Source organism: Cupriavidus sp. 96C5-1 (assembly GCF_057798855.1).
In genome coordinates this window covers 155,421-168,793 of sequence record NZ_JBYOJU010000004.1, presented here as the reverse complement: position 1 = coordinate 168,793, position 13,373 = coordinate 155,421, and the positions used below count along the sequence as shown (strand labels likewise).

Below are 13,373 nucleotides of genomic sequence, written 5' to 3'. Positions count from 1 at the left end.
CTTGAACAAGGGCACTCGCAGGCGCGTCAAGAAACGTGCCATTCCTGTATAATTCGGTTTTGCGCCTAGAGGAATTGCTATGCGTCTTGTCCAGAAAGCACTCACATTCGATGACGTGCTCCTCGTGCCGGCCTATTCGTCGGTGCTGCCCCGGGATGTTTCGCTCCGTACCCGCCTGACCCGTTCGATCGAACTGAACATTCCGCTGGTATCCGCCGCCATGGATACCGTGACGGAAGCCCGCCTGGCGATTGCCATGGCCCAGGCCGGCGGCATCGGCATCGTCCACAAGAACCTGAAACCGGCCGACCAGGCCCGGGAAGTGGCGCGCGTGAAGCGCTACGAATCCGGTGTGCTGCGTGATCCGATCACCATTCCCCCGGATATGAAGATCCGCGATGTGATTGCATTATCACATCAATACGGCATCTCCGGTTTCCCCGTGCTGGAAGGCAAGACCGTGGTTGGCATCATCACCAACCGCGACCTGCGTTTCGAGGAAGAACTGGACGCGCCCGCGCGCGCCAAGATGACCCCGCGCGAGAAGCTGGTCACGGTGGGCGAAGACGCCTCGCTGGAAGACGCCAAGCGCCTGATGAACCGCCACCGCCTCGAGCGCGTGCTGGTGGTCAACCAGGCTTTCGAGCTGCGCGGCCTGATCACCGTCAAGGACATCCAGAAGGCAGTGGAACATCCGCTGGCCAGCAAGGATGACCGCGGCCAGCTGCGCGTCGGCGCGGCTGTCGGCGTCGGTCCGGACAACGACGAACGCGTCGAACTGCTGGTCAAGGCCGGCGTCGACGTCATCGTGGTCGATACCGCCCACGGCCATAGCCAGGGCGTGCTGGACCGCGTTCGCTGGGTCAAGCAGAACTTCCCGCAGGTGCAGGTGATCGGCGGCAATATCGCCACCGGCGCCGCCGCGCGCGCGCTGGTCGATCATGGCGCCGACGGCGTCAAGGTCGGCATCGGCCCGGGCTCGATCTGCACCACCCGCATCGTGGCGGGCGTGGGCGTGCCGCAGATCACCGCGGTCTCCAACGTGGCCGAAGCCCTCAAGGGCACCGGCGTGCCGCTGGTGGCCGACGGTGGCATCCGCTACTCGGGCGATATTGCCAAGGCGCTGGCAGCCGGTGCCCACGTGGTGATGATGGGCGGCATGTTCTCCGGCACCGAAGAGGCGCCCGGTGAAGTGTTCCTGTACCAGGGCCGTTCGTTCAAGAGCTACCGCGGCATGGGTTCGGTCGGCGCGATGAAGGACGGCGCGGCAGACCGCTACTTCCAGGAAGACAACACCGCCAACGTCGACAAGCTGGTTCCCGAAGGGATTGAAGGCCGCGTGGCCTACAAGGGCTCCGTCACGGCCATCATTCACCAGATGTGCGGTGGCGTGCGTGCTTCCATGGGTTACTGCGGCAGCGCCTCCATCGCCGACTGGCATGAAACGGCCGAGTTCGTGCAGATCACCGCCGCGGGCATGCGCGAGTCGCATGTGCACGACGTGCAGATCACCAAGGAAGCGCCGAACTACTACATCGACTAAGCAGGTCTTTATGAACTGGCGGCTGTGCCGGACCTCACCGTCCAGCCAGCCGCGCGCCGGCTGCGCCAACCGGCGCGGCCCCCAAGCCAGGCCACGCGCCAGGCCGGAGGAGTTCTCATGAAAGTATTGCTGCGTGCAGTGCTGTTCCTCGACGCTGTGCTCGATCTGCTGCTGGGCATCGTCTTGCTGCTGTCGCCCTTCACGACCTTCTACAGCGCGTTGCAGTTGCCGCAGCCGCAACCTGCCCTGTATGGGCAGTTGCTCGGCGTGGCGCTGATCGGCCTGGCCCTGCTGTTGTGGCAGGCTACGGTCAACGGCCAGCTCACGGTAGCGGTGGCGCGCACGGTCGGACAGGTCAACCTCGTCAGCGCGGTGCTGATCGTGGCCTGGATGCTGATGCTCGACCTGCCGGTGCAAGGCGCGGGCAAGATCTGGCTGCCGGTGCTGGCCGCGGTCCTGGCTTTTTTCGCGGCAGTGCAGATTCCGGCCGCGAAGCGCGTACGCGTGCGTGAACGTGAGCAGCGCGAACAGCAGGCATTACAGAAAGACACGCAAAACAAGGATGCCGGCGCAGCCCCTGCGGCACGCCGGCCGCCATCACCCGAATACCGGCGCGAGCCGGGTATCACGCCGCCGCCCGGCTATGGTCCGGGCACCGAAGTGATGACCGAACCCGCACTGGACGACACGCCATCCGCCCATCATGCACGACAAAATCCTCATCCTTGATTTCGGCTCGCAGGTTACGCAGCTGATCGCCCGCCGCGTCCGCGAAGCGCACGTCTATTGCGAGATTCATCCGAACGACGTATCGGACGACTTCGTGCGCGAGTTCGCGCCCAAGGGCATCATCCTGTCCGGCAGCCATGCCAGTACCTACGAGGACCACCAACTGCGCGCGCCGCAGGCGGTGTGGGATCTCGGCGTGCCCGTGCTGGGCATCTGCTACGGCATGCAGACCATGGCGGTGCAGCTGGGCGGCAAGGTGGAGTGGAGCGACCATCGCGAGTTCGGCTACGCCGAGATGCGCGCGCATGGCCATACCGCGCTGCTCAAGGACCTGGAGGACTTCTCCACGCCGGAAGGCCACGGCATGCTCAAGGTGTGGATGAGCCACGGCGACAAGGTTGCCGAGCTGCCGCCCGGCTTCAAGCTGATGGCGTCCACGCCGAGCTGCCCGATCGCCGGCATGGCCGACGAGACGCGCGGCTACTATGCCGTGCAGTTCCACCCGGAAGTCACGCACACGGCCAAGGGCCGCGACATGCTCGAGCGCTTCGTGCTGAAGATCGCCGGCGCCAGGGCTGACTGGGTCATGCACGACCATATCGCCGAAGCCGTCGCCAAGATCCGCGAGCAGGTGGGCGACGAAGAAGTGATTCTCGGCCTGTCCGGCGGCGTCGATTCGTCGGTGGCCGCGGCCCTGATCCATCGCGCCATCGGCGACCAGCTCACCTGCGTGTTCGTCGACCACGGGCTGCTGCGCCTGAACGAAGGCAAGATGGTGATGGACATGTTCGCCGGCCGCCTGCACGCCAAGGTGATTGCGATCGACGCTTCGGAACAGTTCCTCGGCCATCTGGCCGGCGTGACCGATCCCGAGCAGAAGCGCAAGATCATCGGCCGCGAATTCGTCGAGGTGTTCCAGGCCGAAGCCAAGAAGCTGACCAACGCGAAGTGGCTGGCCCAAGGCACGATCTACCCCGACGTGGTCGAGTCAGGCGGCACCAAGACCAAGAAGGCCACCACCATCAAGAGCCACCACAACGTGGGCGGCCTCCCGGAAACCCTGGGCCTCAAGCTGCTCGAGCCGCTGCGCGACCTGTTCAAGGACGAAGTCCGCGAACTCGGCGTGGCGCTCGGCCTGCCGCCCGAGATGGTCTACCGCCACCCGTTCCCGGGCCCGGGCCTGGGCGTGCGCATCCTGGGCGAAGTCAAGCGCGACTACGCCGAGCTGCTGCGCCGCGCCGACGCGATCTTCATCGAAGAGCTGCGTGGCACGGTTGCTACCGAGCAGGATGCTGCTGCCGGCATGTGCGAGCCTTCGCAAGTCGGCAAAAGCTGGTACGACCTGACGAGCCAGGCGTTTGCGGTGTTCCTGCCGGTCAAGTCGGTTGGCGTGATGGGCGATGGCCGCACCTACGACTACGTCGTGGCGCTGCGCGCGGTGCAGACCACGGACTTCATGACGGCGCATTGGGCGCACCTGCCCTATGCGCTGCTTGGCCGCTGCTCGAACCGGATCATCAATGAGGTGCGTGGTTTGAATCGCGTGGTGTATGACGTGTCGGGCAAGCCGCCGGCGACGATCGAGTGGGAGTGAAATTCCCGTTGGGAAACACTATTCGCTAGTTGATTGACTATAAAGCCCTGTTTTACGGGGCTTTATATTTTGGATTGTCGATCGCCATGGCACATGGAAGCCCGCCGGTTCCGGCTACGTCCTGCGCCGTGACGTTCTCGTTTCAAATTATCCGCATGCGGCAGCGTTCTTGGAAAGCAACGATGCATGGCACGGCACCGGCGCGGCGGCGGATAGTAGCGGCCACATCATTTTTAGCCCCCTTTTTGGAATTCTCCCGTGGAAATTAAAGTCAACTTTCTCGATAAGCTACGCCTTGAAGCCAAATTCGATGACTTCACGGTAGTGGCCGACCAGCCTATCCGTTACAAGGGCGATGGCTCGGCGCCTGGTCCTTTCGATTATTTTCTGGCCTCATCGGCCTTGTGTGCCGCTTACTTTGTGAAGTTGTACTGCGTAACCCGCAATATTCCCACCGAGAATATCCGCCTGTCGCAGAATAATATTGTCGATCCTGAAAACCGTTACCAGCAGATCTTCAAGATTCAGGTTGAGCTGCCGCCGGATATCTCGGAAAAGGATCGCCAAGGTATTTTGCGCTCTATCGAGCGTTGTACGGTGAAAAAAGTGGTGCAAGCAGGACCCGAGTTTGTAATTGAAGAGGTAGAGAACCTGGATGCCGATGCTCAGTCGTTGCTGACGTTGAAGCCGGCTTCTGACGCCAGCACCTATATTGTGGGCAAGGATCTGCCGTTGGAGCAGACCATCGCCAATATGTCTGGCGTTTTGGCGGACCTGGGCATGAAGATTGAAATCGCTTCGTGGCGCAATATCGTTCCCAATGTGTGGTCGCTGCATATCCGCGATGCGCACTCGCCGATGTGTTTTACCAATGGCAAGGGAGCGACCAAAGAAAGCGCGTTGGCGTCGGCGTTAGGAGAGTTTATCGAGCGCCTGAATTGCAACCATTTTTATGGCGGTACGTTTTGGGGCGAAGACATCGCCAATGCGTCGTTTGTTCACTACCCGAACGAGCGCTGGTTCAAGCCTGGCCCTGAGGATGCGCTGCCGGCTGAAATTCTGGATGCGTACTGCCTGGAAATTTATAATCCCGATGGCGAGTTGTATGGCTCGCATCTGTACGACACCAACTCCGGCAATGTACAGCGCGGTATCTGTTCGCTGCCGTATGTGCGGCAGTCGGACGGCGAGGTGGTGTATTTTCCGTCCAACCTGATCGAAAACCTATTCGTCAGCAATGGCATGAGCGCCGGCAATACGCTGGCTGAAGCGCAGGTGCAATGCCTGTCCGAAATTTTCGAACGGGCGGTAAAGCGCGAAATTCTGGAAGGTGAAATCGCATTGCCTGATGTGCCGCACGAAGTGCTGGCGAAATACCCTGGCATTCTGGCCGGGATTCAGGGGTTGGAAGAGCAGGGCTTTCCGGTGCTGGTAAAGGACGCGTCGCTGGGTGGGACCTATCCGGTGATGTGCGTCACCTTGATGAACCCGCGGACAGGCGGTGTCTTTGCCTCGTTCGGCGCGCATCCAAGCTTCGAGGTAGCGCTGGAACGGAGTCTGACGGAATTGCTGCAGGGGCGCAGTTTTGAAGGCCTGAACGATTTGCCTCAGCCCACCTTTGTCAGTAACGCCGTGACTGAATCAAATAACTTTGTTGAGCACTTCATTGATTCCAGCGGTGTGGTGTCGTGGCGCTTTTTCAGCGCCAAGGCGAATTTCGAGTTTGTTGAGTGGGATTTTTCTGGCCAGGGTGAAAACTCCAATGCCGAGGAAGCCGCAACGTTGTTCGGCATTCTCGAAGACATGGGCAAAGAGGTATACATGGCGGTGTATGACCAGCTGGGCGCCGTAGCCTGCCGGATCTTAGTGCCCGGTTATTCGGAAGTTTACCCGGTAGAGGATTTGATCTGGGATAACACAAACAAGGCGCTGTTGTTCCGCGCCGATATCTTGAACTTGCATCGCCTGGACGATGCCGGCCTGGCAGCTCTGCTTGAGCGGTTGGAGAACAGTGAGCTGGATGAGTACTCCGATATTGCCACTTTGATCGGCATCGAATTTGACGAGAATACGGACTGGGGGAAGCTAACAGTTCTCGAGTTGAGGCTGCTGATTCATCTCGCCTTGCAGCAATTTGAGGCGGCGCAAGAGCTGGTGGGAGCCTTCCTGCAGTACAACGACAACACGGTCGAGCGCGGATTGTTCTACCAGGCCTTGAATGTGGTGCTGGAGGTGCTGCTCGATGACGACCTGGAACTAGACGACTACGCGGTCAACTTCCGTCGGATGTTTGGCAACGCTCGGATGGACGCGGTAATGGGGTCAGTGGACGGCAGCGTGCGCTTCTTCGGGTTGACGCCAACGAGTACGAAACTGGAGGGTTTCGATAGGCACCACCGCCTGATCGACAGTTACAAGAAACTGCATAAGGCGCGGACCAATGTGGCGGCTGCAGCCAGTTAGGGTTACGAGTCGTGGCTGGATGCGATGATGCCGTTCATCCCCCAGCACAAACGCATGTTCGATACCCGAGCGACCATCTGCGCCGGCGTGCATCATGACGCGGCAATCCATCGGCTACATCAGCATCTTCGTGTGCGGCTATGATGTGGTCGCCTCGCCCAGATGACCCGTCACTCCGGTTCCGGCGCCGTAGGCAGTCACGAATGGCTCAATCCGGCCTTCCAGCACGGCCGGCGCTTCCTCGAGGCCTTGGCAGTGTATCTGCCCGAGGCGATGAGGACCGGACTGGAGCGCGTGCTTGCCGACGCCTTGCCGGAACCCGATGATGAGGAGGCGAAGATGAGCAACGACGAGACCGCGCAGGCAGCGCTGGCTTTGCTGCCGGAGGTGGAAGGCGATGCGTTAGCGGTGGCGGCGCGGTGGGAGTGCGGGAAGCGGTGAGGAGTCGCCCTGCAGGCATTTGCAGTGTTTCTGCCGGTCAAGTCGGTTGGCGATGGGCGACGGACGCACCTATGACTACGTGGTGGCGCTGCGCGCAGCGCAGACTACGGGCTTCATGACGGCGCACTGGGCGCATCTGCCGTATGCGCTGCTGGGGCGCAGCTCGAACCGGATCATTAATGAGGTTCGGGGGTTGAACCGTGTGGTGTATGACGTGTCGGGGAAACCGCCGGCTACGATCGAGTGGGAGTGAGGGGCAAAAAATCCCCCATATTAATCAATGACTTACGATGCCTTGCTACGCAAGGCAAGTGATGGTTGGATTTCGTAAGTCATTGATTTAATAGAAAATTTTTCCTCCGGGTTTGCTTCGGGCCCCGGCGCTTTGGCCTTGCCGTTTGTGCTTTTGGATACACCCAGTGCTTGAGCGATGCGGGCTTGGGTCAAGTGCCGCCGTCGCCGTTCCACGATAAGCCAGGGCTTTGCCGGGCGTGTTAGCCGATGAGCAACGATTCGGCCGTGAGGCAGTGCTGGCCAGGCGGGCCTCTCCCCGGGCCAGGAAGCGCCCGGCCACTCGCGTACTCCAGTTTCTCAAACCCGGTTCGGATGAACCATCGATATACCCTGCTGAAACTTCACATTTAGCCCGCCTTGGCAGGCGGGGATGTACATGCCGGCGGGTCTTTTGGGCTGGGTGGCGTTTAGAATGGAAAACACTTGATGTTTTTATGCTTGGAGTAACTCTTGCATAAGGGGCATATGATTTCCATCTGTGTGAACGGTAAAGATAAAACCAGGCAAATCAGCGACTGGAAGATATGGTGGGACTCTCAACAGGGGGAGTTGATGCTGACTTGCCGTTTTCCCTCCGGCAAGTCTTACGACAGTCCGCTCAGCAATTGCAAAATTGAACCTACCGAGGTGGTGCAAGGAAAGCTCCTGTCAAAAAAAGGAGGCGCGGTATTCAGTGCCGTCGATAGGGCGGTGATCTATGGCGGGAAGTATGCCGTCGTTCAGTATCGCGGAAAGCAAAAAGTTTACGTAATGAACGCGGATCGTATTGCGTTCTGCCCGGAGACGACGATCAAGGACGGGGCGATATTCCGCTACTTCGGCGTCGTGGCAAAAGCCAGGGAAGAGCGGGCGAGTCAGCAGGACAAGCCCATTTCCAAGAATGTGCTGCGTCAACTGGAGAGGGTGCTTCCTCACGAGGACACCGCGCTGCACGCTTACTGCTCAGGACAGAACCGACCGCGGGAGCGGCCGGGAAGTCTTATTTACCCTTTCGGCGTCAACGAAAGCCAGCTCATGGCGGTGGAGCAGGCCTTCATCTCGCAAATCAGTCTGATCGAAGGGCCCCCTGGTACGGGGAAGACGCAAACGATATTGAACATCATCGCCAATATCGTGTTGCGGGGAAACACCGTCGCTATCCTGTCCAATAACAATGCTGCCGTGGGAAACGTTTATGAAAAACTAGGCAAGGTTGGACTGGACTATGTGGTCGCCAAGCTGGGCAGTGAGCAGAATCGAACGGACTTCTTCAAAGACGTACCGGCCGTGCCCTCAGAAACCCCGGCGCCTGCGCCCGCCATGGATCATATTCAAGCCGTTCTGCAGAAGCTGAAGCAGCATCTTCATATCCAGGACGCGGTGGCGCGGCTACAGGCCGAGATCGATGAATTGACCATAGAGCAGCGCTATCTGCTGCAATGGCAGCGCGAAAACATGGTGGTGGCGCCAGTCCCTCTGGAGAAGTACAGGCTGTCCCCACGAAAATCCTCGGACCTGATGGCTTATTTGGCCTATCTTGCCGCGAATCGCATCAGGCTCAAGGACCGGATCGATCTGTTGCTCAATTTCAAGATCCTGCGTACGAAGCCCTTCGATGATTGGGAAAAGCGAAAATCCGTGATCTACGCCTTGCAGCTTCACTATTACGAGAATGCGCTGCGGGATAAGGGATCGGCATTGGCAGCTTATAGGGAAACGTTGGAGCGTGGCAACTTCAAGGCATTGCTGGATGATCTCGCCGCCGGGTCGATGGCATATCTCAAACACCATCTTCATCAGCATGTCCCGCATCAGGAAGCATTCGATTCGGAAAATTACCGCACGAAGTTCAATGAGTTTGTGAAGCGTTTTCCGATTATCGGTAGCAGTACGCATTCCATTGTCAACTCGATCGGCCGCGGCGCGATGCTTGACTATGTCATCATCGACGAGGCCTCGCAGCAGGACATCGTCCCGGGGATACTGGCGCTGGGCTGCGCCAGAAACCTGATCATCGTCGGCGACAGAAAGCAGCTCCCGCACATTCCGGCGAATCTGGGCATCGCACCGCCCGCTGAATTCTACGATTGCGACAAGTACAGCCTGCTCGATTCGTGCGTCGGTGTTTTCAACGATTCGATCCCGGTGACGCTGCTGAAAGAGCATTACCGGTGCCACCCCAGAATCATCCAGTTCTGCAATCAGCAGTTTTACGACAACCGGCTCGTTCCAATGACGCAAGACGCTGGCGAAGAGTCGTTGAAGCTGCTCGTCACCGCCAAGGGGAACCACACGCGAAACAACTCGAATCGGAGAGAGTTGGATTCACTGCTCGAGACGCTCAAATGGGATGGAGAGAGCGACTGGGACAGCGAGAACGGCAGGGGGTTCATCGCCCCTTACAACGCTCAGGTCGCACTTTCTCGCGCGCATTTGCCGGCCGATTTCGTCAAGGACACAGTGCACAAGTTTCAGGGCCGGGAGTGCGACGAGATTGTCTTTTCCACCGTGCTGGACAAGAAGCGCAGTAGCCAGCGAGGCCTGACCTTTGTGGATGATCCCCACTTGGTCAATGTGGCGGTATCGAGGGCCAGGAACAAATTCACCCTGGTGACGGGCGACGACGTCTTTGCCGCGAACAACGGGCATATTGCCGCCCTGGTGCGTTACATCGAATACTACGCGGATGAAAAGCAGATCCATCGCGCCCCCGTCGTGTCGGCCTTCGACCTGCTCTACACGGAATACGATCAATCCCTGGAAAGGCTCAATGCCAGGTTGCGGCCAAGCGATTCGCGATACAAGTCCGAGCAGATCGTGGCGCAGAGACTGCGTGATGCGTTGTCCCGGGAGGCCTATCGGGCGATGACGTTCCACTCCCAGATCGCCCTGATCCAGTTGGTCTCATCGGCCAACGAGGCATTGACGTCGCGGGAGCGGGATTTCATGAGAAACCGTGCCAGTTGCGATTTTGTGCTGTATTTCAAGGTGGGGAAAACGCCGCTGGGCGTGATCGAGGTCGATGGTGGGTATCATGGCACGGCGCGGCAGGCCGAGCGGGATGCATTGAAAGACAGCATCCTGAGAAAAAGCGAGATCCCCTTGCTCCGATTGCAAACCGTCGAGAGCCACATCGAAGAAAAGATTGCGGAGTTTTTGGCCCAGTGGGCAAGCGGCGCTTCAACCGCTTGAGGGAAATGGGTGGCGCTTTCTCCGTTGGAAGTACTTCACTACCCCTCGGCAGGGTGGTGTACCGGCTCGACGCTGCTGAACGAAGTGGGCGTCAACACGCTGAGCGCCAGACAGTTCGTGCACGACGGCCGGCATATCGCCGTCGTCTTCCTTCGCTTCATGTACTTCGATCGAGGATTCTTCGCGATGGGCCTGGCGGACCATGCCGCGCGATCAGACAGCGTGGTGCCGCTCGTTCTCCACTGGGAGACTTGTGCCAGCCTGGCGTGCCCCGACCCAAGCATCGCCGAAGTGCTTCTGGCACCAGTACATCTCGCCAGCGGTCCCTCGCCATGCTCGATGACGGGCCATGTTGCAATGTCACGTGCATGTAACCTATGGCATGTACGTTCTTACCCATTTGTTGAGCGCCTTGATCCGCTCCGGCATTTCACTCCTTCGACGATCGCAGCACGGAAACATGATAGACAACCCGGCACCGCTCAGTGTGCTTGCGCTGGCGGGATGCCTGATTTTCTTGGGTTTCCTGACTGCGATGGGATCGGTGCGCGCGCAGTTGCCAGGTTCAGTGGACGGGAGTGCTGCCGGCACATTTCCACCGGACAGCGTCGGACAAGGGCTGCGCGCTGCTGACAGCACCACCTTTGCATCGTCGGGCGGGCGGCCTGTGGCCCCCGAGGCGGGGACGAACGGGCACCTTCGCGACTTCGATATTCCTGCGCAGCCGCTGGCCGCGGCGCTCAACCGGTATGCCGCCGTAGCCAATCGGCCGGCTTTGTTTGCCAGCGACATGGTCGTTGGCCGCGTCTCGTCGGACGTCCGGGGGCGTTATACCGCCGAGGCGGCGTTGAGGATCCTCCTGGAAGGCACTGGCCTCGTCGCCGAGAAACTCGACACGGAACTGGGCCAGACCTTCCTGCTGAAGGAGTCCGGCACGAAGCCCGCCGTCCCGCGCGTTGGCATGGCCGATCTGTTCAGCGCCGATGGCTACGCCGGAGAGGTCCAAGCGCGCATCGTGCAAGCCCTCTGCGCCGATCCGCGTGCCGTGCCGGGCCGCTATAGTGCCGTGTTGCGCTTCCGGGTGGATGCGGCGGGCCGCATCCATAGTGCGCGACTGCTCGGCTCAACCGGCGATGCCGGCCGCGATGCTGCGATACTGAGAACCTTACAGCGCGTACAAATCGAAATGCCTCCACCGGAGGCGGTGATGGAGCAGGCCTTGACCATGATGGTCCTGCCGGCTGCTCCCCATGCCAGGTCGAATGGTACGCCGCCCTGCATTCAGGACAACGGAAAGGGGGCTCCCTAGCCATGGCCGAAGATACCCAGCCGGTTCTGCTGGACTACCTGACCAAACGCTACGCCAATCTCAAGCTGCGCCTGACACGGATGCTGGGCAGTGACGACATGGCCAGCGACGCGCTGCATGACACCTGGCTGCGGTTGAAGGGGAAGCACGATCAGGGCCCGTTCCAGAGTCCGGGCGCTTATTTGGTACGCATGGCCCATAACATCGCGGTGGACGCCCAGCGCCGGCGACGGCGCGTGCTGTCGGGCGACGATATCGATACGCTGCTCAATGAAATGGTCGACCCGGCCCCCGGCCCGGAGCAGACGGCTGAGATGCGCTCCGACCTGGAGGTGCTCATGAGAATCATGGATCGCATGCCCGAGCGCCGCCGGCTGGTCGTCGTGATGGTGCACTGGGAAGATGTGACGCAGAAAGAAGCCGCCAAGCGCCTGGGAGTCTCGCTCCGCACGGTCGCGTCAGAATTGAAGCGCGCCCATGAGACGCTGAATGCCTACATCGCAGCGGAGAAAGAATAAAATGCAGGTTTGGGGTGCCGCCATTCGTCATAGCTCTTATGAGCAACCAGGACGATCACAAATGCAACGGGCTGCCGTCCCTTTTTTGCACCGATTGGCCTGGCCGCGCGGCATGACACTATGAAGACACCGACTCTCGCTGACAATCGCGCGGTCTCGCCTGACGAACTTGAAACGCAGGCTTGGGACTGGCTGCGCCTGCTCACCTCGGGCGATGCCGATGCGCAAGATGCCCAGGGTTTCCGGAATTGGGTGCGCAGCAGCCCCGCGCACCAGGCAGCCTATAACGAGGCCAAGCACCGATGGGATGCGTTCAAACAACCAGCCGGCGCGTTGCTGCGAACCAATCCGGAAGTCGCCGCCTTCTTCCAACCACGCCCGCAGCGTGCGCGGCATCCGGGCCGCCGGGCATTCCTGGGCGCGTTGGTGGGTGCGGCCGCCGTCGCTGGCGTGGCGGTGGTGCATCCGCCGCTCGGGCTGTGGCCTGCGCCCGACGAATGGGAGGCCGACTACCGGACCGCCACCGGCGAACAGCGCACGCTCGCGCTGGTCGATCATGTCAATGTCACGCTGAACACGCGGACCAGCGTGCGCAGGCAGCTGGCCGGCGGCCAGACTGTCGGTTTGGGCCTGATTACCGGGGAGGCCGCCATCGACCTGCAGGGAGACGGCTTCCCCTTTGCGGTCGTTGCCGGCGAAGGCCGCAGCCTGGCCGAGTCCGGACAGTTCGAGGTCAGGTACCTGGACGGCAAGGTCTGCGTGACGTGCATTGCCGGTGCGGTACAACTGGAACACCCTGCGGGCAGCCGGACACTGCGAGCCGGCCAGCAGGTGATCTATAACGCCAGTTCGGTCAGCGGCGTGGCCACCATCGAGCCGGCGGACGTGTCGGCCTGGCGCAGAGGCGAATTGGTGTTCAACCAGGCCAGGCTGGCCGACGCGCTTGAAGAGATCAACCGCTATCGACCCGGTCGGGTGCTGTTGATGAACGCCTCCGTACGCAACAAGGAGGTGAGCGGGCGCTTTGGCATCGCGTCGCTGGACCTGGCGCTGCTGCAACTCCAGCACGTCTTCGGCCTCAATGCCCGCTCGCTCCCCGGTGGCCTGACCGTCCTGAGCTGAACCAGGTTTCTCGATGTGGAGCGTTTCGAATGGACGACGTGCCATGCACGTTGTCTGCTTCGCCGCGCGCGTTAGACGGCGCGCAGCGGGCTCGACCATCCCCTGAAACATGGATCCCAAAAAAATATTGCACGAATTGAGGGCCGCCATTCGTCCTAGCCACAACGGGGTATTTGTCGCGGGCGCGAG

Annotated in this window: 10 protein-coding genes and 1 pseudogene; 10 read left to right on the top strand and 1 reads right to left on the bottom strand. The window is 60.5% G+C overall.

The genetic code is table 11. The annotated features are described in order from the left end of the window. Window positions 1-79: 79 nt before the first annotated feature. The 6 genes and pseudogenes from guaB to AC3FOF_RS07410 all read left to right on the top strand — a co-directional run. On the top strand, window positions 80-1,543 hold the full coding sequence (guaB, locus tag AC3FOF_RS07435; RefSeq protein WP_017227701.1) for an IMP dehydrogenase: 1,464 nt from the start codon (window positions 80-82) through the stop codon (window positions 1,541-1,543). 117 nt (window positions 1,544-1,660) lie between these two features. Continuing rightward, window positions 1,661-2,272, top strand: a complete 612-nt coding sequence (locus AC3FOF_RS07430) for a hypothetical protein (RefSeq protein ID WP_017227700.1) — start codon at window positions 1,661-1,663, stop codon at window positions 2,270-2,272. Further along, window positions 2,247-3,866 (top strand): glutamine-hydrolyzing GMP synthase, encoded by a 1,620-nt coding sequence (gene guaA / locus AC3FOF_RS07425; RefSeq protein ID WP_488726199.1) that lies wholly within the window; start codon window positions 2,247-2,249, stop codon window positions 3,864-3,866. Before AC3FOF_RS07430 ends, guaA begins: the two co-directional genes overlap by 26 nt. 258 nt (window positions 3,867-4,124) lie before the next feature. Continuing rightward, the gene (locus tag AC3FOF_RS07420) at window positions 4,125-6,329 is read left to right on the top strand and encodes an OsmC domain/YcaO domain-containing protein (protein WP_488726198.1); all 2,205 of its coding nucleotides are present in this window, start codon (window positions 4,125-4,127) and stop codon (window positions 6,327-6,329) included. Between the two features lie 162 nt (window positions 6,330-6,491). Next, window positions 6,492-6,770, top strand: coding sequence for a hypothetical protein (locus AC3FOF_RS07415; RefSeq protein WP_017227697.1), 279 nt, complete (start codon window positions 6,492-6,494; stop codon window positions 6,768-6,770). A gap of 12 nt (window positions 6,771-6,782) precedes the next feature. Continuing rightward, a pseudogene (locus AC3FOF_RS07410) lies at window positions 6,783-7,023 on the top strand (GMP synthase (glutamine-hydrolyzing)); the annotation flags it as partial. A 32-nt stretch (window positions 7,024-7,055) separates the two neighbouring features. On the opposite strand, the gene AC3FOF_RS07405 reads toward AC3FOF_RS07410, so the two are convergent. Then, window positions 7,056-7,217: a hypothetical protein gene (locus AC3FOF_RS07405; protein ID WP_488726197.1), complete on the bottom strand. Its 162-nt coding sequence runs from the start codon at window positions 7,215-7,217 to the stop codon at window positions 7,056-7,058. A 312-nt stretch (window positions 7,218-7,529) separates the two neighbouring features. Between AC3FOF_RS07405 and AC3FOF_RS07400 the strand changes: the two genes are divergently transcribed. The 4 genes from AC3FOF_RS07400 (at window position 7,530) to AC3FOF_RS07385 (ending at window position 13,184) form a co-directional block, all read left to right on the top strand. Next, window positions 7,530-10,235 (top strand): AAA domain-containing protein, encoded by a 2,706-nt coding sequence (locus AC3FOF_RS07400; RefSeq protein WP_488726196.1) that lies wholly within the window; start codon window positions 7,530-7,532, stop codon window positions 10,233-10,235. 382 nt (window positions 10,236-10,617) lie between these two features. Next, complete coding sequence (locus tag AC3FOF_RS07395) at window positions 10,618-11,544, top strand: TonB family protein (RefSeq protein WP_035812676.1); 927 nt, start codon at window positions 10,618-10,620, stop codon at window positions 11,542-11,544. Window positions 11,545-11,546: 2 nt separating this feature from the next. After that, on the top strand, window positions 11,547-12,062 hold the full coding sequence (locus AC3FOF_RS07390) for an RNA polymerase sigma factor (protein WP_488726195.1): 516 nt from the start codon (window positions 11,547-11,549) through the stop codon (window positions 12,060-12,062). Window positions 12,063-12,182: 120 nt separating this feature from the next. Continuing rightward, window positions 12,183-13,184, top strand: a complete 1,002-nt coding sequence (locus tag AC3FOF_RS07385; protein WP_488726194.1) for a FecR family protein — start codon at window positions 12,183-12,185, stop codon at window positions 13,182-13,184. Window positions 13,185-13,373 lie beyond the last annotated feature (189 nt).